Here is a 21693-nt window from a genome sequence, read left to right as displayed (position 1 = left end):
ACCTCAATCAAATTGGTTTGTAGTGAGGACTTCAGTCCGCATCAAAATCCAAGGACTAAAGTCCTCACTACAAACCTCAATCAAATTGGTTTGTAGTGAGGACTTCAGTCCGCATCAAAATCCAAGGACTAAAGTCCTCACTACAAACCTGTCATAAAATGCCGATCGAATAATGAGTTTGTGTTAATATGCTAAAATATCCAAAAACCACGCGGTAATTAAGTGGACAAACTTCAGACAGACATAGAGGCAATTTGCTCTCAGATTGAGGCCTTGCGTCGGGAACGCCAGCAGCTTAGCATTGGCGCTGCGGCCCCCGTCGGTGATTCGCCCCAAGCCATCGCCGATGCTTACCGCCGGCACGCGAGGGAAACAGCAGAAGTGTCAGCAGAAGTCAAGGGCATAGATGATGCGATCGCAGCTCTGTCAGCTCAACTGAATCAGAAACAGCAGCTATCGGTAAACTTGCAAAGAATGAGTCCGATGGAGGAGCAAGTTGAAGAGGGAAGAGAGCTCGCTCGCGGACACGCGGAACGGATTAACGAACTGGCGGCACAATTGGCGGGAGAAGTGAAGGAACTTAAAGCCATTGCCGACCAAATTAGCCCCAGCTACTGGCAGGTTTATTACAAGCCTTTTATTACCGGTTTTAAGAGTATTTCTGTTCCCTACGTGCGATCGGACGGGGATGTTTGGACTATTGTCAATCGAGTAGTTTGAGAGGCTGCGGGAGCAGAAATCGGAAGCAGTCAAAACATTTTTTTCTGTCCCTATTCCTCTTGCTCAACCCCGCAGCAGTTGCTTAATCGTACCCACCAATTCCTGAGGGTGAAATGGCTTGGCGATGTAAGCGTCGGCTCCTTGTTTCATTCCCCAGTAGCGATCGAACTCTTCGCTTTTGCTCGAACACATTACCACTGGCAAATTCTGAGTTTTGGGGTCGCTTTTGAGTCGGCGACAGACTTCGTAGCCGTTCATCCGGGGCATCACGATATCCAGAACAACTAAATCCGGGCGGTTGGCTTTGATTTGCTCTAGAGCTTCTACGCCATCACTAGCTACCGTGACGTTGAGTCCCCTACCTTTGAGCAAGTCGGCGATCATCTCCCGCAGAGTGACGCTATCATCAACAACCATAACTGTACTCATAGAATAATCCCTACCAAGTTTCTGGGTTGAAACGTTCACATTAACGTTTACATTCACGTTCACCTTCAAAGGTGTCTTTGCCTGATTGAGATTGCGCTCTGCTAGATGTAGTTTACCCACTTTTGCTGATTTCCCAATCATTTTTTGAAGAATTATCGCGAAATAAATATCAGCGCAATCTCGGTTGACACCCGAGGCTATGTCCGTTAGTCTATCATTTTCTTTCTCAAATGGTACTTTTGTCAAAAAATGGTGGTGCAGCTTGGTTGTGCGTTTCCGGCCCACCGACGGCGGCGCGCCGCCACCTGCATCAAAATTTGTCTAATTTTGATTTTTTGTACCTAAAGCCGATAGTTTTTGGTCGTAGAGCGTCTCTAAACCGACCGGGCGCTGCCGGTAGCTGTGACGGTCGTTTTTGCATCCGTTAGCCACAATTCCCAAGACGGAAGCTCCAGAAATTTTTAATTCTTCTAAAACTTTGCGAACTTGCGCTCGGTCTGTTTTGGCAATTTGCACGACCATAATCGTAGCGTCTGTGTGAGCTGCGATCAAGTGAGCGTCTGCCAAGCCTGCTAGCGGCGGGGTGTCATAAATCACTAAGTCAAAAAATGCTTGAAATTGCTCCATCAGATACTGCATTTTTTTGGAAGAAAGCAGTTTGATCGGATCGGGGGGAATTTGGCCGGCGGTGAGTACGAACAAATTGTCTTGATTGAGCGCTCGCTGAATCGCGTCGTTGAGGCTGATATCTGTGGAGATGGCATCGCCCAGGCCCCGCACGTTCGGGAGTCCTAGCTTAGTGTGCAGTTGCGGGCACCGCAAATCTGCATCTACTAACAATACTCGCTGTCCGACTGCTGCTGCTGTGGCGGCCAGGTGCAAAGCTACTGTAGATTTGCCGTCTCCGGCTACCGCGGAGCTCACTAAGAGCGATCGAATCGCCGTACCTGCACTGAGCAAGTGAATGTTCGTGTAGAGCGATCGAAATGCTTCTAAAAATTGATAGTCCAACTCCCTAAAAATACTTTTCCCCCCCAGCATCCCAGCAGTAGGTGCAGCTTCTAGAGGTTCGAGAACTTGCACTTGCGACTTCGAATTCGATCGAGCCGATGTTAATTTCCTCGGTCTCGCTGGCGGTCGGCGCTTGACTTTTTTGCTAAACGGAATCACCCCGATCACCGGCAATCTTGTGGCTATTCTCAGTGATTCTGGGGTATGGAAAACAGTATTTAGCACCTCTACGAGCAAGCCGACTGCTATGCCCAGCAGACCGCTTAAAATTACTGCCAGCACTAACTGTTTTTTGGTTTGTATGACTGTAGCTGCGATCGGCCTGTTGAATTTGTCTAGCGGAATTTCCGGAGGATTGATCAGCACCCAGGGTATTTGCTGCTGAGCCGCATCAATCCGCAAGGCTTCTCGTTTTGCCAAAAAGTCCGACAAACTCTTAGTAACAACTTGCTGTTCCCGCACTAAATTGTCGTATTGTCTCGTTGTCACTGAAAAATTTCTAATTTTTTGGTTGAGATCCTTTTGGAAAGTAGTCATTTCGCGATCGCGCGCCTCAACTTCTTTAATTTGGCTGTCTAAATTTCCCATCACCACTTCTTTGGCTTGTTGAGTTGCTGTTAAAATCAGTTCTTCCCGACTTTTTCGCAGTGCTAAAACTGGCAAACTGTCATCTCTGTACTGAGCTAATTTTAGGGAGAGGTCTGAGTCTATTTTCTGGATTTGACCTAAGAGTCCGGCGTAAGCTTGTCCTTGAGTCATCAACACGCCAACGGGGTTATTTTCCTCGAGTAATTTTTGATAGCTTTGGTAGAGAGTACGCATCCCTTTTAACTGTACTTGCAGTGCTACTTGCTGTCCCCGAATGCTTTGAACTTGTTCTGACAGAGATTTTCCCTCTAGCTGCGGGTCAAACAAGTTGCTATTCTGCCGCAGTCTTTGGACTTGCAGTTGCAGAACTTCGACTCTTTCTCGCAGCTTTGGCATCTCCATATCTATAAATTTAATGCCTTGATTAATTCCCGTCAGCCGCTGCTGCAAGCTGTACTCTAGATAAGCTTTAGAAACCTTATCCAATACGCCGTAAATTTTCTTGGGATCTGAATCTTTGTAGCGAACTTCTAAAATTTTTGTGCCTTGCTGTTTGCCATCTTTTCCGTAGCTGAGCCGGTTGATCGACAGTTTTGACATCAGTTCGGTGTATGTCAAGTTGGGATTCCAAGCTCGCAAGTCCTGAAGCACAGGCTGCATCATTTTGGGACTGCGCAAAATCCTAATTTGGGTTTCGTAGTCTACTAAGCTAATTCCTTCTATATTAATTTTTGCTAAGTCGGCAGCGACGGTGTTGTCTAATTGTTTGGATAGCAAACCTTCAGCAGTGGCTGGTTCTACTAACAGGGAAAAGGAGCCTTCATACTCGAGCGTTATCCTTTTAGAAGTGGTGACGATCGCAGTTCCTGCGAGGGCGCTCAAAGCAATTGTGGCTGCTGCCATGACCAGGATACGGCGGCGCAGGACTCCGAACAGCCAGGACAAGTCTAGCTTTTCTTCCTCTGTCTCCTCGACGAACCTATCTCTGTAGTTCTGAGCCGAGAAGTCCGGCAGTTTGCCATTAGATTTTGGTGTGAAGGGTTGGTAATCTTGTCTGCTATCCATATTCAGCCTGGGTATTTTTGAGGTTTATATTTGTGATGTTGATATTTTTGAAGCTGCCACGCCGCGACGCCAGAAATCCTATTGTTTAATTTATTCTAGCCTTTCTCAGGAATTATCCACCTCACCAGCAACTTTCTTACCTGAATAAACCTCGGAGAACGTTTATAAAATTTAACACTCCGGTAGCTGGTCCGACAGGCCCGACTATAGTGTTCATGCGGTCTATGAAGTTGACGAGACCGCTGCGGGATACGATAATCATGTCGTTGTTGCGAAGTTGAGGATTGATTTCTTCGTTAATACCTTGAGTTAAATCGACTACGATCGTCCGTTTAGTAGCTGTACCGTCGTTATTGAGGCGGACTAGCTCAACTTTGTTCCTTCTAGCTCTGGTATTCTCGTAGCCAAAAAAACCTCTGGAAATTAAAGCTTGATTGAGGGTGGCATTAGCTGGCAGCCTCAACGGATCGACGGATGTTCTGACTTCTCCTACTACAAAAACGTTGATGCCGGGGGGAGCAAAGTTAGTGTTAGCCAGGGTGCCAGCTTCGGCGGGGTTGACGATAGTTACTTTGGGAACGACGATCGTGTCTCCCTGCTGGAGGATGGTATCTTGGGCGCCGTCGCCGGACTCTAGGAATTGCCACAGGTTGACTGGAATAATTTGTTCGCCTCTTCTGGTGACGCGGCGCACTTGAATTTGGCGGATGTCGGCTTCGGAGGTAATTCCACCTGCAAGCTGAATGGCGCGGATGACGGTGGGGAAGCCTTCTCGGCTGAGGTCGCTGTTGGTGTTGCCACCGATGACGACGTAAGCCCCCGGGCGGGTGACTTGACCGACGATGGAGATCGATCGAGGTTTTTCAGGCGGCGGTGAAAAGTTGGCGATCGCGAATTGGCGGGCTTCTGCTTGGTTGAAGTTGGTGACGGTAGGGATCACAATTGTGTCTCTGTCTTGCAAAATGATATCTTGGGAAATGTCTCCTTCTTGCAAGAATTTCCACAGGTTGACATTAAGCACTTGGTCTGGGCCGTCGGGTTGGGGACGGCGGACGCGGATGTTGCGGATGTCGGCGACGCCAGTGACACCTTCTGCGAGCCTGATGGCTTGGGTGACGGTTGGGTACTGGACACTCGGCGCCGCCCCCGGGCCTGGAGTGAGGGTGATCGTGAAGTTTCCGGGCCTGGTGACTTCTCCGATGACGCCGACGTTGAGGGGGCGGGCGGCGACGAGGCTGACAGTGACTACGGGGTCTTTGAGGATGCGGCGGTAGGCATTGCGGATGGTATTGGTCGCTTCTACTAAGGTGCGGCCGCGGATGGAGATCAGACCGATCAGCGGGAGGTTGACAGAACCGTCTGAGAGGACTTCGTAGCCGCGGGTGAGTTCGGGTACTTCGAGTATTTCTACTTGGATACGATCGCCACCGCCGAGTTTGTAGCTTTCCGGGGATCTTCTAACGCCCGCAGGCGGTGTTGTGACAGCGCCGGGACGCAATGGGAGTTGCGCCGTTGCACAAACCGGCAACCCGAGGGAAAGACTCGCGCAGGCGATCGTCCACAAGGTCAAACTCAAGACGGGCGCGGTTATTTGTTGTTTGGGAAAATCAGCGTTAACCACAGGCTACATATTTTATCTGAGGATCATTCACCAGTTTAATCGCTCACCATTCAAATGCGATGTCGAGATCAGATACAAAGAAAAAAAATCATCCAATTTTCTTCCCCTCCCCCCTCCCGGCACTTATCTAGAAGGCAGAATTCAACAAACCCTCGGTATTCCCGAACGCCTCTCCTCCTCACCAACCAACAGACAATTTAGATCCGCAGCAGCTTACATAGAAGGATCGCGGGCGACAACTGCCTCGGTTTATTGTTATTTTGGTGGAATTAGCCCGCTGCTAAATTAATAGTTTTCTCAGAGAGGGTAAATATTTATGGCAAGAATGATTAAGGAACTAATTTTCAGCAATAATTTGTTGCTGATGATATTGGGTGTCAGTGGATTGACGATCACTCTGTTCATATTTCAGATTGCCAGCAAAAAAAAATTCGGTGTTACTTTTGAGAAATGGTTTGCTATTTTGTACATTTTCATATCTCCTCACGTCAATGTACCTCCTTTTAATTACCTGCATTTTATCAATCTTACTGAAACTAATGGCGCTGCTATCAATCAGCTTCCTTTGGTCTTTTATCCCTGGTTATCATTTATTTTATTGGGAAGAATCCTTGGTTTTTTCAAAAATAAGTTTGTAGAAGGATTGTCATTTTTACTTCTGAGAAATCCTGCTTTTTCGCTTTATTGTTTGCTACCAATAACATCTACACTGTGGTCGCTAGTTCCTGATATTACGCTGAAAGCGGGGATGGCATTTACAGGTTTTACTATTGTTGCTTTTTATATAGGTGCGCGATATGAGTGGCACGAACTATCAGGCTTGGTGCGATGGGGCTATACCTCGATCGGTATAGTTAGTTTTTTGCGACATCCGAATGTGGGACGGGAATTTGCAGGAATTACGAGTCACAAAAATTCTCTGGGCAGCATTATGGTGGTGAGTACAGCACTTTGGTATCTGCACTATTCCCAAGGTGCTAAAACTCAGAAAGAACGGTGGATAGCTCTCTTATTCATGTTGTTTTCCTTTTATTTGGTGAGATCTACTAGCTCTGGGGGTTCTCTAGTTAATAGTTTGATGCTCATAGCTGTAGTATCATCTTTAAGTTTTTTGAGCAAGTTAAAGTTTCAATGGGCATTTACTTGTATTGTCGGCTTTACGGTCTTCGGTATCATAGGTAGCGTTTATATAATAGACAATTTAGAGTCCATTGTTGTCGGAGGTTTGGGAAAGGATTTGACTTTGACAGGACGCACGGAGTTCTGGCCACAATTAATCGCGGCTGCCAACCAGCGTCCTTGGTTTGGCTATGGATTTGATGGATTTTTTCAACAAGATTTACTAGGTAAGGAAACCCCAGCTTATTATATATATACTCCGAATGGATTTCAACCTAAAACTGCTCATAATGGCGCTATAGCAGTATTGCTCTTTTTCGGCTATCCGGGACTGATACTAATCTTAGTTTCTCTGTTGACTAATCTAATTTTGGCCGTCAGGGAACTGAGCCGCAGCCCGCTATCTGAATCGGGAATACCGATTATTTACTTAGTTTTTATTATTTTGAACAACATAACTGAAGGTTCTCTAGGTGATATTGGGGATGTCTGGCTTGCCTACGTGTTAATAACAGTTAGACTCAGTATCGATAGTGGCAAATCTCCATCCAGCAACCGCCACATTTACGGACGGGATTTGCCACCGCGATCTGCATCCAGATTGAATCCCGATTAACTTGCAGAAGTTAAAAATCGATCGAACTATGATATACTATATTAATGAGCCTGGTTTTTGATTAATTCCCCAGTGCTCGAAAAGTATAGTATATTTATTTCTGACAAGGACTGAAAAATTTCTGATGTTAGATAAGCTAAACGCGGTCAGTCAAAAGCTCGGCCCCGGCCTGCGCCTGGTACTCGGCAATCTGGCTTGGCTGTTGACAGACCAAATTTTGCAGATGGCTCTGGGTCTGTTGGTGGGGGTGTGGGTAGCTAGATATCTAGGCCCGGAACAATTTGGCTTAATCAATTATGCGATCGCCTTTGTTTCACTGTTCGCTTCGGTGGCAACAATGGGATTGGGTACTCTGGTAGTGCGGGACATTGCTCGCAATCCCGACTGCAAAGAAGAGACTCTGGGGACTGCTTTTGCCATACAATTAGCAGGCGGAATCATCACTTTATTGCTCACGGTGATAGTGATTTCAATACAGAATCCCCATGACAGCTTAACTCGTTGGCTGGTGGCGATCATCGCCGCCGGAACTATTTTTCAATCCTTTGAAACAATAAATTTTTGGTTTCAATCTCAAGTTCAATCTAAGTACACAGTTGTTGCTAAAAATTTCGTATCATTACTGGTTGCAGGACTCAGAATCGGATTGATTCAACTCAAAGCACCGCTGATTGCTTTTGCTTGGATCAGGTTGGGAGAGGTGGCATTGGGGGGATTGGCGATCGCGATTGTCTATCAAAGCAAGGGAAATGATTTAAAGCTGTGGCGAGTCAGTTGGCAGCGAGGCAAAGAACTGGTTCAGGAAAGTTGGCCGCTGGTGCTGTCGGGCTTGGCGGTTTTTATTTATTCCAAAATCGATCAGATTATGCTCGGTTCTATAAATAAAACTGAGTTAGGATATTATGCAGTTGCAGTCAAACTCTCGGAAATATGTGATTTTTTGCCTGTGATTATTGCTTCTTCTATTTTCCCTAAACTCGCACAGTTAAGAGAAAAAAATTATGGCGAATACTTAAAAAACTTTCAGATTTACTCAGATGCCATGTTATTTTTGTGGTTGGGAGTGGCACTACCAATCTCTCTGCTAGCTCCTTTCATAGTCCAGACTTTATACGGCGAGCAATATACAGAGTCAGCCCGGGTGTTGTCAATCTACGTTTGGGCTCAATTTGGCAGTAACTTCGGTGTAGCTAGAAATACCTATTTTGCGCTTGAAGGTCAACTGCGATACGGTCTTTACTTGACAGTTATTGGATCTGTTTTTAATATAGTGTTGAACTCTCTACTGATTCCTAAATATGGAGCTTTTGGAGCAACGACGGCAACTTTAATCACTTATTTCTATGTAATTATTTTAGTCAACTTTTTGATTAAAGAACTGAGACCTTTTGGTAATTTAATCCTGAATTCGCTTAATTTATACAAGGCTGCTTCCAGGCTGAGAGGATTGATCAAATGATTGAAATTAAACCCAAGCTCCAACATCGATCGCACTGTCCCTATTCTGGCCAAATACTCAAACCTGTCAAAGTATTGTGGCAAGGTGCCCGCGTCTGTGTTGTGTCTGAGTCTCCAGAAGGCGGCGAAATCATTGACGAGTTGAGAATTGGGCACGCCGCTCAAACGGGTTACAGCATTAACTTAGCTGAAGGAACAACTTTTAGCGACGACAAATATGCGGAAGAATTTTTAGCAAAACCGTTGCTCAACTCTCTGCAAAATCCTCAAAACGAACAGCTAGAAATTTCTCAAGAAATCTTCAAATCTTACCAGCGGGTAATCGTATTAAACTGCATTGATTATCTTTACGGACACAGCCTTTTAAAGTTGCTCAACGCACAGAGGCATTTAGAATCTCACCCAGAGTTGGGTTTGATTGTCATTGTCCAAAAATTTATGAGGTGGATGGTTCCCGAAGGAGTTGCAGAAGTCTGGACAGTACCTATATCCCTGAAAAATGGTCAGTGTTACTATCCCAGTTTTGGCGAGTTTGTCAGCAAACAGTTAGAACGTTTTGATGAAGTTTACGTCAGTGAAGCCTATTCTCACCCCAGTCGATTTGATATTAGTAAATTTACGGGGGTTCCCAAACACGATTTTGACAAAGAAGAATACAAAATTACTTTTGTATGGCGGGAAGATCGCCTGTGGTGCAATAATTTACTTTTCAAAGTTTGCCGAAAACTAAAAGCGATCCAAATTCCTTTAAGTATTCAAAATTGGCACGTGCAGAGGTTGTTTACAAAAATGCGAAAATTGCTGCCTTCAGCTAAGTTTGCAGTTGCAGGTTTAGGCAAAAGCACTAGCTTTCCTGAGTGGGTAGAAGATTTGAGGGTGGATAAGTTTGATGAAAAAACTGAGAGGCAAATGTGTGAGGTTTACTCTGAGAGTCGCTTGGTGATAGGCATTCACGGTTCCAATATGTTGCTGCCTTCGGGGCACGCTGGTATGACGATCGATATGATCGATGAAAGGTGGGGCAATTTTGCTCAAGATATTTTATATCAAGAAACAGACCCCAGACTGTCTTCGTTTCGCTATCGATATCTGCCGCTGGCGACTAGCTTGAGTAACTTAGCGCATATTGCTTCTGAAATGATTATCAAGCGATCGGATTTCTATTTTCACATGACGGGCGATTCCCTACCCTTCGGGAACCCCTACGGGGAACGGGATAGCTTCGCTTCACGGCTTTAATTGACTTCACACTTTAAATATAACAGGAGATATACACCATGAATGACAGCGGTTCTGTTTACATAGTTACGGGAATGTGCTGCGATGAAGAAGGCCAGGAAAGTAAATATCCCCAGGGATCGGATGCTAAATCTTCTTCGGAAAAATTTCAATCAGTTTACTGGCGATGTGCGGTGGTATATTTTGCTTCCAGCGTTAGAAATAACCCGGAAGCTCAGCATATCTTATTTACGAATGCCGATCGCATTCCAAATATTGAAAGCTTTAACACCGTTGAGTTTTTAGAGAAAATCGGAGTTAAAGTTGTCCAGATTCCATTTACCTATCAGCCACCGATTGAATACTACCACGCCTTCAGAAGTACGTTTTTTAAGTTTGACATTATTCAATATTTGAAAAATCATTCAGACTTAAACGATCGCTGTATCGCTTTAGACTCTGACTGCGTGTGGGTAAACTCCGCCGATCGCATAATTGCCGATATTGAAAAACAAGGTTTGGTCACCTACGATTTGTACGAACCTGATGACAAAATAATTAGCGGCTTAACCAGGCGAGAAATGCAGAAAATTTATGAGGAATTAGGCTATAAAGTAGATGAGCCTCCCAAGTATTTTGGTGCAGAATTTATCGTAGGAAGCGGCAAGCACATTAAAATATTGTCCGACGAAGTAGACTCGATCTGGGAGACTTGCTTGCAAAGATTTGCCGCAGGAAAGACCAAATTAAATACAGAAGAGCAGATGCTCACCTACATTTACAATAAGCTGGGATATGCTCGCAGCAGCGGCAATGCTTATTTTAATCGAGTGTGGACATCGCCGATACATTGTACGGCAACTGAGGCTGATTTTAAAATGGATGTGTGGCATTTGCCAGCAGAAAAAGGATATGGGATTAAGCGACTTTTTGCACAAGTTGCTAATCCTAACTCTGATTTTTGGAGTAGGCCTGTAGGAGAACAGTTTCTTAAATATGTTGCGGGTTATATGGGCATACCAAAGCGTAATGTTTCTAAGACGGTTTTGGATATGTTTGACAATAGAATTTCTGGCATAAACAGAAGATTGGCGAAAGTCACAGGTGTTGTTAACAATTAGCAGATTGGAGTTGTATAAATGTTCGATCGACCATTAAAAACCCCCGTCGCGTTTATTATTTTCAAACGTCCCGAAGAAACTCAGAGAGTATTTGCAGAAATTCGCAAAGTCCAGCCCTCAAAATTGTTAGTAGTTGCTGACGGGCCGCGGCCGGACAAGCCGGGAGAAGATGGGCAATGTGCTGCTACTCGGGCGATTATTGAGCAGGTGGATTGGGAATGCGAAGTTTTGCAAAATTATGCCGAGACTAATTTGGGCTGTCGCCAGCGAGTTTCTAGCGGGCTAGATTGGGTGTTTGATACGGTGGAAGAGGCGATTATTATTGAGGATGATTGTTTACCTGATAGTACATTTTTCTACTTTGCAGAAGAGTTGCTCGAACGCTACCGATACGATGAACGAATTATGTCGATATCCGGACAAAACGTGCAGTTTGGCAAGCAGCGAACTGATTATAGCTACTACTTTTCTCGCTACACTCACTGCTGGAGTTGGGCGAGTTGGAGGCGAGCTTGGCGACACTACGATCTAGATATGAAGCTGTGGCCGTCGGTTCGAGATGGCAATTTTTTGATGGATGTATTGGGAGATGCTCATGCTGCCAAAAGCTGGACGAAAACTTGTCAGTTGTGTTACGAAAAAGCTATTGATACTTGGGATTTTCAGTGGACATTTGCGAGTTTTATTCAAAATGGTTTGAATATTTTGTCTAATGTCAATTTAGCTGCAAATATCGGACATGGAACGGGGGGAACTCACACGGATGACATCAACAGTCCCTACAATAATATGTCTGTTGAACCGATCGCCTTTCCTCTAAAACATCCTCCGTTTGTGATTCGGGACGCCCAAGCCGATCGCTTTACTCAAGAGAGTTTATATGATTACGATCCAAAATTGGTTAAGAAAGTCCAGCGCAAAATTAAAGAATTTTTGAAAAAGTAAGTCAGCATGAGTTAAGGATGTTTTGATGAAAGTTCTGCTGGTCAGTAATTACGATACTAAAGGTGGTGCTGCAAGGGCGACTTATCGCCTGCACCAGGGCTTGCAAAGTATGGGGGTGGATTCCGAAATTTTGGCTGGTTATAAGTTTAGTGATGATGAAACGGTGCGGTTGATGCCGACAAAGTTAGGAGAAAAGTTTAAGAGTCTCAGAGCTAAATTAAATAGATTGCCGTTAAAAGTTTATCCAAAACTGGGTCAGGTAATTTTTTCGCCGCAATGGGTTCCTGATTCCTTGGCTTCGGAAGTTGCCAAAATTAACCCCGATGTGCTTAATTTGCACTGGGTGTGTGAAGGTTATATGCAGGTTGAAACCCTGGCTAAGTTTAATAAACCGGTGGTTTGGACGCTGCACGATATGTGGGCGTTTACGGGTGGGTGTCACTACAGTGAAAATTGCGATCGCTATCTTGATGCTTGCGGTGCTTGTCCGCAACTGCACAGCACTAAAGATGCTGATATTTCTCGTTGGATTTGGCAGCGCAAAGCTCAAGCTTGGCAAAATTTGGATCTGACTTTGGTGACTCCGAGTCATTGGTTGGCTGAATGCGCGAAATCTAGTTCTTTGTTGGGAAAATATCCAGTTAAAGTAATTGCTAATGGTCTTGATGCTGAAGTCTACAAGCCGCTGAACCGATCGCAGGTGAGAGATAGTTTGAATTTGCCTCAACATAAACAGTTGGTGTTGTTTGGGGCGATGCAGGGTACGGGCGATCGCTGGAAGGGTTTTCCGTTGCTGGTTCCGGCTTTGCAAAGCCTGAGTAAGTCGGGATGGCAAGATAAGATTGAACTTTTGGTTTTTGGGTGTTCTGAGCCTGAAAGTCCGATCGATGTTGGTTTCAAAACTCATTATTTAGGCAGGTTGGATGATACTACTTTGTCACAGGTTTATGCGGCGGCGGATGTGATGGTTGTACCCTCGCGGTACGAAGCTTTTGGTCAGACGGCATCGGAAGCGCTGGCTTGCGGTACGCCTGTGGTGGCTTTTGATGTGACGGGATTGAAGGATATTGTCGATCGCAACTACAATGGCTATTTAGCCCAACCCTATGATAGCGAGGATTTAGCGCGAGGGATTGCTTGGGTGCTAGAAGATGGTGAGCGGCACCAAAAGCTTTGTCGCAACGCACGAGAGAAAGTTGAAGCCAAGTTTACCTTAGAAGTGCAAGCTCGCGAGTATCAAAATCTTTATCAAGAAGTTTGCCAAGCTCATCACTAGGTAAAAGTAATTAAATCTAGAAATTTTAGGGTATTGAGAATGCCTGTTTTTGGGTGTGTGTTGGTATATTTTCGGAGAGTAGACGTGTTGATTGCTACGTCAGGGAATTAGAGTCTGGGCAAAGCTGGAAAATCAAAAAATAAACGCTCGACTAAATATCTTGATACTTGCGACAGATTAAGTTAATAATTGAATAGGACTCGAAGTCGATCGGCATTGTCGATCGCCCGAGGACACTTTTATACCAATTTTGCACAAACAGCCCAATATTTGATATAGATGGAGCAGATAAGTATAGCAGTTCTGATGACTTGCCATAACCGCAAGTTAAAGACTTTGGCCACTCTAGAGTCGCTGTTTAAGCAAAAATTAACAAGTGAAATTGCACTCAATGCTTATCTGGTAGATGATGGCAGCACTGATGGCACAGCAGAAGCAGTACAGCAAACATACCCTCACGTCAAGATTTTTTCTGGAGATGGTAACTTATTTTGGAATGGAGGAATGCGGGTTGCTTTCAGCGAAGCTATGAAAGACGATCCGGACTACTATGTCTGGCTCAACGACGACACCGTACTCGACCCAGAAGCTCTAAACGACCTGCTGACCACCAGTAATGAGTTAATTAAAAAAGGAGAAAAAAAGGCGATCGTCGCCGGCTCTACTCGCGATCCAGAAACCGGTGATTTTACTTACGGCGGTATAGTCAAGATTACCCCATTACTTCCCTTTAAATTTCGCTTCCTCAAACCTACAAAAGCAGCTCAGCCTTGTGACAGCATGAATGGTAACTGCGTGTTAATTCCCCGCAGCGTCGTTGAACTGGTTGGCAATCTCGATCCAGCCTTTATTCATTATCTATCAGATTGGGAATACGGCCTGCGTGCCCGACAAAAAGGCTGTACAGTTTGGATAGCTCCAGGCTATCAAGGAACCTGTTCTGCCAATCCGCAGTCAACAACAATAGCGGCTGCCAATATCAGTGAAGGCTTGGAAAAAATGAACCAACCCAAGGGTTTAGCTTTTAAAGATGCTACCCTTCAACCCTGGGAAGAGTGGAAAGTTTTTGCTCAGCGTCACGGTGGTTTATTCTGGCCAGTGTATTGGTTGCTACCTTACAGAAGGTTGGTTTGGTTGTCAGTTTTAAGCAAACTGGGATTGACTAAAAACAAAACTGAAGGTGAATAGCATGGTCGATGGAGATGATTTGCGCGTCGCTTGGCTGGTTCCAGAAGTAGAATTGGGTGCATATTGGCAGCCTGTATTGAGAGAATTTACAAAAGTATATAAGAATACTGTGTTTTATACCGGTCGCGTTTGGTCTGGGTTCGATCCGACGCTACCGGGAGCATCAGCAATTAAGTTGGTAGGGGAGACTAAATTTGTCGAGACCCAAAAGATAGAAACAGGATACGATCGCGGTTTCATCGCAGTATCACCTAGCATCATCGGTCACTTGCTCAAATTTAGACCTCAAGTAGTTTTTCCGCAAGCTTTTTCTTTGTGGACTGTCTTGGTAATCCTCCTCAAACCGCTTTGTCAATGGCGAGTTGCAATTATTTATGATGGGAGTTCCCCGAACACTGATTTTCGAGATTCGAGTTTTCGGACATTCGCCAGACGGGTTATAGCTAAGTTTGCCGATGCTTTTGTTTCTAACAGCCAAGCCGGGAAAAGATATTTGGTGGAAGTTCTCAATGTACCGGAAGAGCAAGTTTTTACGAGAACTTATTTAGTTCCTGATGCGGAAACGCTGCTGAAACCTTTGGTAACAACTAAGCCGCTAAATTTAGATGTCAAACAGCCAATTTTTTTGTATGTAGGACGGATCACAGCGAGAAAAGGAATTAAGACGCTGTTAGAAGCTTGTGATCTGCTCAAAAAGCAAGGATATTCTGATTATACTTTACTAATTGTTGGCAAGGGCGACCAGCGAGATGAGTTGGAAGCTTTTATTAAAGAGCAAGATTTCCCCGATCGAGTAAACTGGGTGGGATGGGTTGATTACGGAAGTTTGGGAGCTTATTTTCAGCTTGCTGATATTTTTGTTTTTCCTACTTTTGAGGATGTCTGGGGCATGGTTGTACCGGAAGCAATGGTGTTTGGGAAACCGGTATTGTGTTCTAACGGTGCAGCTTCCTGTGAGTTAATTGCATCCGGGAAAAACGGTTATATTTTCGATCCTAGCAATGCCAAGGAGTTGGCAGAGAAGATGCAGATTTTTATCGGTCGTCCCGATTTGATTGAATCGATGGGAGAGTGTTCGCGACAGCTAATTTCTCAAAAAACTCCTGAAACAGCAGCCAAAGCTTATGTCGAAGTTACATCTTTTCTAATGGGTAAGAGGTGAAGTTATGCAAGGAGAAATGTACGGAATGTAACGGATGTAACCGATTTAAAGGATCGATTCCCAATTCCCAATCCCCCATTCCCCATGCCCCATGCCCCATTCCCCATTCCCCATGCCCCATGCCCAATGCCCCATGCCCAATGCCCCATGCCCCATTCCCCATTCCCCATTCCCCATTCCCAATTCCCGATGAAAATTTTATTATCTGCCTTTGCTTGCGAACCAAATCTAGGATCTGAAGAGGGAGTGGGATGGAATACTGTTATCCAATCTGCTAAACATCACGAAAGTTGGGTGTTTACTCGCACGTTTTGTCGATCGTACATTGAAGCAGAACTAGAACGCAATCCAGTGCCCAACCTGCACTTTGTTTATTTCGATCCGTTTGGGTGGAGCGAAGATTGGAAGGGAAAACAGGGATTGCTGCAACTTCACTACTATCTGTGGCAAATCTGGGCTTATTTTATCGCTCGAAAGCTCGATCGCGAAATCGGTTTTGACATAGTACACCACGTAACTTATGTCAAGCATTGGTCTCCAAGTTTCCTGGCGCTGTTGCCGCATCCTTTTATTTGGGGGCCTGTGGGGGGTGCAGAAGCAGCACCAAAGCCTTTTTGGCAAGATTTTAGTCGCCGGGGCAAAATTTACGAAACGCTGCGATCGTTGGCTCAAAGCGTAGGAGAACGCGATCCGTTTGTGGGGCTGACGGCGCGCCGCAGTGCTGTCGCGCTCGCAACTACGGAAGAAACCGCCGCCCGACTGCGATTTCTCAAAGCAAAAAACGTGAAAATTTTCTCGCAAGTCGGTTTGTCCCAGCAGGAAATTGAGGAACTAGAAAAATTTCCAACCCCGCCGGATCGACCAATTAGATTTATTAGTGTCGGTCGTCTATTACACTGGAAAGGAGTGCACTTGGGACTCCGTGCATTTGCGGAGGCGAAGGTGGAACAATCGGAATATTGGATTGTCGGAGACGGCCCGGAAAGGCAGCGTTTAGAAGCTTTGGTAACAGAATTGGGACTGACAAATAAAGTACATTTTTGGGGAGCTTTACCGCGCACAGAAACTCTTTCTAAAATGGGGCAGTCTCACGTTCTTCTCCATCCGAGTTTACATGACTCAGGAGGCTTTGTCTGCACTGAAATGATGGGGGTTGGCCGTCCGACGATTTGTTTGGATTTGGGCGGGCCTGCGACTCAAGTCACGGCCGAAACCGGGATTAAAGTGGCTGCTACTGACCCCGACAGCGCAGTCCAAGCTCTAGCAAAAGCTATCGTGTGTTTAGCCCAGGATAGTGAATTGCGATCTCGCTTGGGTCAAGCCGGTCAAAAGCGCGTCCTGGAAATCTATGATTGGGAGGTCAAAGGTAAATTTTTTGCCGAATTGTGCGAAAATGTATTCCAGGGGAAATCAGGATAAATTCTGATTTTTTTGATCGCAAAAAACAGAGAAAACTATATTTTTTAGGCGGTGAAGCGTGAGCGTTGCAATCATTACTGGAGCGGCGGGTTTAATTGGATCGGAGGCGTGTAAGTTCTTTGCCAGACAAGGTTTTGACATAGTTGGCATCGACAACAATATGCGCCAGTTCTTTTTTGGTGCTGATGGTTCTACTAATTGGAACCGCCAACAACTCGAAAAATCACTCGGAACAAAGTATTACCATTTAGATGTGGACATTCGCGACTATGAAGCGATTACCAATATCTTTCAGCGGTATGGCGAGTCGGTCGAGTTAGTAATTCACACAGCAGCCCAACCCAGCCACGATTGGGCTGCCCGCGCTCCTAAAATAGATTTTACCGTCAACGCTAACGGTACTCTCAATCTTTTAGAAGTGACTCGCTTGTACTGTCCCAAGGCAGTTTTCATTTTCACTTCTACTAACAAAGTATACGGCGACACGCCCAACAAATTGCCTTTAGTTGAATTAGAACACAGGTGGGAAATTGAACCAGGTCACACTTACGAAGGTGGGATTCGGGAAGATATGTCGATCGACCAGTGCTTGCACAGTTTGTTTGGTGCTTCCAAAGTAGCCGCTGACGTTTTAGTTCAAGAATACGGCCGTTATTTTAATATGAACACCGCTTGTTTTCGCGGTGGCTGTCTGACTGGCCCCAATCATTCTGGAGCTCAATTGCACGGCTTCCTCGCCTACTTGATGAAGTGCGCCGTGACAGGAACTCCCTACACCGTGTTTGGCTACAAAGGCAAGCAAGTCCGCGACAACATTCACAGTGCTGATTTAATTTCGGCATTTTATGAGTTTTATAAAGCTCCCAGAAGCGCCCAAGTTTATAATACAGGAGGAGGCAGGTACAGCAATTGTTCGATGTTAGAAGCCATCCAGATGTGCGAGGCAATTGCCGATCGCAAATTCAATTGGACTTATGCTGAAGGTAATCGGATTGGCGATCACATCTGGTGGATTAGCGACAATTCCAAATTCGCCAGTCACTATCCTGACTGGAAAATGAAATATAACGTCAAACAAATCCTACAGGAGATTTATGACTGTAATCGCGATCGCTGGCTGAAAGAAGGATCGCCGAATTGAGCGGGGACAAAAAGAATTTCCGGGCAATTTTGGTAAATGATTGAATACAACGTTCAAAAAATCCTACAGGAGATTTATGAGTGTAACGGTGAGTGTTGGTTTACAGAGGTGTTCTATGATCGATCTAGGGAAAAAGAATGTACTCGGCATATTAGTAAATGCCGTTAATTATGAAGCGGCTGTCAGCAAAATTATTGCAGCAGCAAGCGCCGGAAAACCACTGTCAGTTTCGGCTCTAGCAGTTCACGGGGTGATGACTGGGGTGCTTGACAGCACTCACCGCTATCGGATCAATCACATTGACTTAGTATTGCCAGACGGACAGCCGGTCAGGTGGGCGTTAAATTTGCTCTACAATACGGGGTTGCCCGATCGAGTTTGCGGGCCTAATGCGATGTTAGAAATCTGCGAACGTGCGGCCCAAGAAGGATTATCTATCTATTTGTACGGCTCTAAACCTTGTGTATTGGAGGCTTTATCTCGCAATCTCTGCCAGCGTTATCCCAAGTTAATTATTGCTGGAACTCAGCCTTCTAAATTTAGGAACGTTTCGCCCCAAGAGAAACAGGAAATTGCGCAGCAAATTCGCAACAGCGGTGCAGCAATTACTTTTGTCGGTTTGGGGTGTCCGCGACAAGAAGTCTGGGCTTACGAATACCGCGATGACTTATCAATGCCGCTGATTGCTGTAGGTGCAGCTTACGATTTTCATTCGGGAAATTTGGCGAAATCTCCTGAGTTTTTATCTAAGATAGGTTTGGAATGGCTGTTTCGGCTGATTAAGGAACCCCGGCGCCTCTGGCAGCGGTATGTGTTGTTGAATCCGCTTTATATCTGGCTGTTTTTACTGCAAGCTTTCAAACTCAAAGAGTTCGACCCCAAAGACGCCACGCCGCCTGTGGAAGAAGTATTGTATGGTTGAAATTTCCCTCTTCTGTTGTGAATTGTCAGTTTTCACAAATAAACAGCCAAAAGCCAAAAGTAGAAATAATAATTAATTATTTTGACTGGCGACTTTAAACTTGTGAGGATTTAAATCGATAATTAATGGGTTGTTTTCTGTAACTTTTGTTGTGCTTGTTTTGTAAATTAGTGTCTGCGTTACTGAGGAAGTATCAGCCGTCCTTGTTGGATCGTTTGGAGGACTTGGGCTCGACAGCCGGCGCAGTCGCAGCCTAAAGTTATGAGGGCGAGGTTTCCTATTTTGTCTGAGTTGATTTCTGGCATGGAGGATTGGCTTTCGTCTTGATTTATGCCTGGATTGACTGCAATTTCGCCATTGGGATCGATGCTGCGATTTTGGGAAGTTGGGGTGCTAGCATTAGCGGGATTTACCGCTAAGAGCATTAAGGCTACAGAAGCGGAGCAGCCCAATAAAGTCAGTAGGTTTTTGTTCACTATAACTTTCCTGTAGAGGAGCAGGGTTTTAGTTTAACAGATCGATCGATTCATTGGAGGCGATCGCATAAAATTTAACTTTTTATTTGAGATTGCTTGTTTGTATTGAAACAACTTTGGGAATAAGTATAGTCTAATACCAATTTAAAAAATCCTTGCTACAATACTCTCTTAGTTGAGGAAAGTTTACTCAAATATTGTCGCGCTGGTGCGTCGCTCCCTCGATTTTCCGTCTTTTTGGGGGATTAATCATCGCGACACACCCTACCAATATTGTTGCATTGATTGTTCACGCTTGGTATAAATTCAGGCTATTGTATGTTTGTGGGAAAATTAAAAATATTCGAGCCGATCGACCGCGCGGCTGTATCATTGATGCTATTGCTGAGTTTAGCGATCGGGTTTTTGCTATCCAGGGGCGATCGATCTTTACCAAAAGTGCGCGATTTTAGCTGGGAAAACAAACAGGTAGGGGCGAGAGATACGGCTTTTGTCCTGACTTTCAGCCGCCCGATGGATCGTGCAAGCGTCGAAGCAAACCTGCACGTCGAGCCACCTCTGCCGGGAAAAATTAGTTGGTCGGGGCGGCGGTTGGTATATACTCTGATAGCGCCTCCTCAGTACGATCGCACTTATAGAATTGCATTGCAAAAAGCGCGGGAGAAAGTAGGCGATCAAAAACAAGGAAATGCGATCGCACCGTTTGTCAGTCAATTTAGCACGCCCGATCGAGCTTTTGTTTACACGGGTACAGAAGCCGCAGAAAAAGGGCGGTTAATTCTTTACAATCTCACCCGCAAACAAAAAATCATCCTCACTCCTGAGAACTTAGTAGTTAAAGATTATAGAATTTACCCGGCGGGCGATCGCATTTTATTTTCTGCTAGCGAATGGTCGAAATATAAGCCTGGTTTGTACGAACAATCTTTGTATGCCGTAACTACAGGCAGAAGTTCCGATCCGGCTCAAAAACCTGGCAGCATCCAGCAGATTTTAGGCAATCTAGACTATGAAAATCTCAAATTTGATTTGTCTGCTGATGGGAAGACGATCGCAGTGCAGCGGGCAAAGAGAGGCAATGCAGAGGACATTGGTTTGTGGGTAGTGCGATCGTCCACTTCGGCGGTTCCGCAGCGGTTGTTAAGTCGTCCGGCTGGAGAATTTGCGATCGCCCCAGACAGTGAAACTTTCGCGAATCCCCAAGCAGACGGCATCGCCATTTTATCCCTAACACCAAACGTCAAACCTTTAGAATTCATACCATCTTTTCGGAGAGTGTTCAGCTTCACTCCCGACGGCAGAGAATCGGCAATGCTGAAGTACAATAGCGATTTTACGCAGTCAATTTTTTTAGTAACAAACCAGGGATTGCAAAAAGAATTGATCCGCACCGCCGGAGAATTCCTCAACTGTCAGTTTGACCCCAGAAATCCCCAGCTTTACTGCTTGTTAACCAGGCGGAAGCCCGGGAAAGACTTTTCTGAGCAACTCACCCTCGAAGCAATTGATTTGAAGACATTTCAAGTAAAACCGCTGTTAGTTTTGCCGGATCAGGTCGAGACAAAAATGAGTGTGTCGCCCGATGGGTTAGAATTGTTGTTAGATCGGGTAGTTGCCAAGAAATCGGAACCAGTCACAGGAGATTTGAGAACAGATGGCGGAAGTGCGATCGGCTCTTCAAATCTCATACTTTTAAACTTAAAAAATGCAGCCGTATCTAATAATTCTCCATCACCAGAAGAATTGCCTTTAAAAGGATTTCGCCCCCGGTGGCTGCCCTAAAAAATGAAAAATAAAAAGATTAGATAGGTTTGTAGTGAGGACTTCAGTCCTTAGAATTTGATGCGGACTGAAGTCCTCACTACAAACAAAATAACTGGTTTGTAGTGAGGACTTCAGTCCTTAGAATTAGATGCGGACTGAAGTCCTCATTACAAACAAAATAACTGGTTTGTAGTGAGGACTTCAGTCCTTAGAATTTGATGCGGACTGAAGTCCTCATTACAAACAAAATAACTGGTTTGTAGTGAGGACTTCAGTCCTTAGAATTTGATGCGGACTGAAGTCCTCATTACAAACAAAATAACTGGTTTGTAGTGAGGACTTCAGTCCTTAGAATTTGATGCGGACTGAAGTCCTCATTACAAACAAAATAACTGGTTTGTAGTGAGGACTTCAGTCCTTAGAATTTGATGCGG

Annotated in this window: 18 protein-coding genes; 13 read left to right on the top strand and 5 right to left on the bottom strand. The window is 45.1% G+C overall.

What is annotated here, in order from left to right:
• Window positions 1–222 precede the first annotated feature (222 nt).
• A complete protein-coding gene (locus QUB64_RS27200; RefSeq protein WP_333268209.1) occupies window positions 223–720 on the top strand; it encodes a hypothetical protein in 498 nt (165 codons plus the stop codon).
• A 63-nt stretch (window positions 721–783) separates the two neighbouring features.
• On the opposite strand, the gene QUB64_RS27195 is transcribed toward QUB64_RS27200, so the two are convergent.
• From QUB64_RS27195 to QUB64_RS27185, 3 genes are all read right to left on the bottom strand, one after another.
• Window positions 784–1149 (bottom strand): response regulator transcription factor, encoded by a 366-nt coding sequence (locus QUB64_RS27195; RefSeq protein ID WP_039886668.1) that lies wholly within the window; start codon window positions 1147–1149, stop codon window positions 784–786.
• Window positions 1150–1470: 321 nt separating this feature from the next.
• Window positions 1471–3813 carry a GumC family protein gene (locus tag QUB64_RS27190; RefSeq protein WP_333268207.1) on the bottom strand — a complete coding sequence of 781 codons (2343 nt, stop codon included), beginning with the start codon at window positions 3811–3813 and terminating at the stop codon, window positions 1471–1473.
• A gap of 136 nt (window positions 3814–3949) precedes the next feature.
• On the bottom strand, window positions 3950–5434 hold the full coding sequence (locus QUB64_RS27185; protein WP_333268205.1) for a polysaccharide biosynthesis/export family protein: 1485 nt from the start codon (window positions 5432–5434) through the stop codon (window positions 3950–3952).
• Between the two features lie 316 nt (window positions 5435–5750).
• On the opposite strand from QUB64_RS27185, the gene QUB64_RS27180 reads away from it, so the two are divergent.
• The 8 genes from QUB64_RS27180 (at window position 5751) to QUB64_RS27145 (ending at window position 15537) form a co-directional block, all read left to right on the top strand.
• Entirely contained in the window at window positions 5751–7169 is a 1419-nt protein-coding gene (locus QUB64_RS27180) for an O-antigen ligase family protein (protein ID WP_333268203.1), read from the top strand.
• 124 nt (window positions 7170–7293) lie between these two features.
• A complete protein-coding gene (locus tag QUB64_RS27175) occupies window positions 7294–8628 on the top strand; it encodes a flippase (protein WP_333268200.1) in 1335 nt (444 codons plus the stop codon).
• Window positions 8625–9866, top strand: coding sequence for a hypothetical protein (locus QUB64_RS27170; protein ID WP_333268198.1), 1242 nt, complete (start codon window positions 8625–8627; stop codon window positions 9864–9866). Before QUB64_RS27175 ends, QUB64_RS27170 begins: the two co-directional genes overlap by 4 nt.
• 38 nt (window positions 9867–9904) lie before the next feature.
• Window positions 9905–10966, top strand: a complete 1062-nt coding sequence (locus tag QUB64_RS27165; protein WP_333268196.1) for a hypothetical protein — start codon at window positions 9905–9907, stop codon at window positions 10964–10966.
• A gap of 18 nt (window positions 10967–10984) precedes the next feature.
• Window positions 10985–11911: a glycosyltransferase family 2 protein gene (locus tag QUB64_RS27160; protein WP_333268193.1), complete on the top strand. Its 927-nt coding sequence runs from the start codon at window positions 10985–10987 to the stop codon at window positions 11909–11911.
• A gap of 25 nt (window positions 11912–11936) precedes the next feature.
• Complete coding sequence (locus QUB64_RS27155) at window positions 11937–13187, top strand: glycosyltransferase family 4 protein (RefSeq protein WP_333268190.1); 1251 nt, start codon at window positions 11937–11939, stop codon at window positions 13185–13187.
• 306 nt (window positions 13188–13493) lie between these two features.
• Window positions 13494–14375: a glycosyltransferase family 2 protein gene (locus QUB64_RS27150; protein WP_333268187.1), complete on the top strand. Its 882-nt coding sequence runs from the start codon at window positions 13494–13496 to the stop codon at window positions 14373–14375.
• Between the two features lies 1 nt (window position 14376).
• The gene (locus QUB64_RS27145; RefSeq protein ID WP_333268185.1) at window positions 14377–15537 is read left to right on the top strand and encodes a glycosyltransferase family 4 protein; all 1161 of its coding nucleotides are present in this window, start codon (window positions 14377–14379) and stop codon (window positions 15535–15537) included.
• 45 nt (window positions 15538–15582) lie between these two features.
• Here the strand turns inward: QUB64_RS27145 and QUB64_RS27140 are convergent, their stop codons facing one another.
• A complete protein-coding gene (locus QUB64_RS27140; RefSeq protein ID WP_333268182.1) occupies window positions 15583–15714 on the bottom strand; it encodes a hypothetical protein in 132 nt (43 codons plus the stop codon).
• Between the two features lie 12 nt (window positions 15715–15726).
• Between QUB64_RS27140 and QUB64_RS27135 the strand changes: the two genes are divergently transcribed.
• The 3 genes from QUB64_RS27135 (at window position 15727) to QUB64_RS27125 (ending at window position 19019) form a co-directional block, all read left to right on the top strand.
• Window positions 15727–16956, top strand: coding sequence for a glycosyltransferase family 4 protein (locus QUB64_RS27135; protein WP_333268180.1), 1230 nt, complete (start codon window positions 15727–15729; stop codon window positions 16954–16956).
• Between the two features lie 58 nt (window positions 16957–17014).
• Window positions 17015–18097 carry an NAD-dependent epimerase/dehydratase family protein gene (locus tag QUB64_RS27130; RefSeq protein ID WP_333268177.1) on the top strand — a complete coding sequence of 361 codons (1083 nt, stop codon included), beginning with the start codon at window positions 17015–17017 and terminating at the stop codon, window positions 18095–18097.
• 115 nt (window positions 18098–18212) lie between these two features.
• The gene (locus tag QUB64_RS27125; RefSeq protein ID WP_333268174.1) at window positions 18213–19019 is read left to right on the top strand and encodes a WecB/TagA/CpsF family glycosyltransferase; all 807 of its coding nucleotides are present in this window, start codon (window positions 18213–18215) and stop codon (window positions 19017–19019) included.
• Window positions 19020–19198: 179 nt separating this feature from the next.
• Here QUB64_RS27125 and QUB64_RS27120 read toward each other — a convergent pair whose 3' ends face one another.
• Window positions 19199–19495, bottom strand: a complete 297-nt coding sequence (locus tag QUB64_RS27120; protein WP_333268172.1) for a hypothetical protein — start codon at window positions 19493–19495, stop codon at window positions 19199–19201.
• Window positions 19496–19813: 318 nt separating this feature from the next.
• On the opposite strand from QUB64_RS27120, the gene QUB64_RS27115 reads away from it, so the two are divergent.
• Complete coding sequence (locus tag QUB64_RS27115; RefSeq protein ID WP_333268169.1) at window positions 19814–21277, top strand: Ig-like domain-containing protein; 1464 nt, start codon at window positions 19814–19816, stop codon at window positions 21275–21277.
• The last annotated feature ends 416 nt before the right edge of the window (window positions 21278–21693 follow it).

The organism is Microcoleus sp. Aus8_D2 (assembly GCF_036702665.1).
GTDB lineage: Bacteria > Cyanobacteriota > Cyanobacteriia > Cyanobacteriales > Microcoleaceae > Microcoleus.
This window is presented reverse-complemented; position numbering and strand designations above follow the sequence as displayed.

Excerpts from the sequence above, each read along its gene's own strand:
- QUB64_RS27195 (WP_039886668.1), bottom strand. The coding sequence starts at position 1,149 with ATGAGTACAGTTATGGTTGTTGATGATAGCGTCACTCTGCGGGAGATG.
- QUB64_RS27190 (WP_333268207.1), bottom strand. The coding sequence starts at position 3,813 with ATGGATAGCAGACAAGATTACCAACCCTTCACACCAAAATCTAATGGC.
- QUB64_RS27180 (WP_333268203.1), top strand. The coding sequence starts at position 5,751 with ATGGCAAGAATGATTAAGGAACTAATTTTCAGCAATAATTTGTTGCTG.
- QUB64_RS27175 (WP_333268200.1), top strand. The coding sequence starts at position 7,294 with ATGTTAGATAAGCTAAACGCGGTCAGTCAAAAGCTCGGCCCCGGCCTG.
- QUB64_RS27170 (WP_333268198.1), top strand. The coding sequence starts at position 8,625 with ATGATTGAAATTAAACCCAAGCTCCAACATCGATCGCACTGTCCCTAT.
- QUB64_RS27165 (WP_333268196.1), top strand. The coding sequence starts at position 9,905 with ATGAATGACAGCGGTTCTGTTTACATAGTTACGGGAATGTGCTGCGAT.
- QUB64_RS27160 (WP_333268193.1), top strand. The coding sequence starts at position 10,985 with ATGTTCGATCGACCATTAAAAACCCCCGTCGCGTTTATTATTTTCAAA.
- QUB64_RS27155 (WP_333268190.1), top strand. The coding sequence starts at position 11,937 with ATGAAAGTTCTGCTGGTCAGTAATTACGATACTAAAGGTGGTGCTGCA.
- QUB64_RS27150 (WP_333268187.1), top strand. The coding sequence starts at position 13,494 with ATGACTTGCCATAACCGCAAGTTAAAGACTTTGGCCACTCTAGAGTCG.
- QUB64_RS27145 (WP_333268185.1), top strand. The coding sequence starts at position 14,377 with ATGGTCGATGGAGATGATTTGCGCGTCGCTTGGCTGGTTCCAGAAGTA.
- QUB64_RS27140 (WP_333268182.1), bottom strand. The coding sequence starts at position 15,714 with ATGGGGAATGGGGAATGGGGAATGGGGCATGGGGCATTGGGCATGGGG.
- QUB64_RS27135 (WP_333268180.1), top strand. The coding sequence starts at position 15,727 with ATGAAAATTTTATTATCTGCCTTTGCTTGCGAACCAAATCTAGGATCT.
- QUB64_RS27125 (WP_333268174.1), top strand. The coding sequence starts at position 18,213 with ATGATCGATCTAGGGAAAAAGAATGTACTCGGCATATTAGTAAATGCC.
- QUB64_RS27115 (WP_333268169.1), top strand. The coding sequence starts at position 19,814 with ATGTTTGTGGGAAAATTAAAAATATTCGAGCCGATCGACCGCGCGGCT.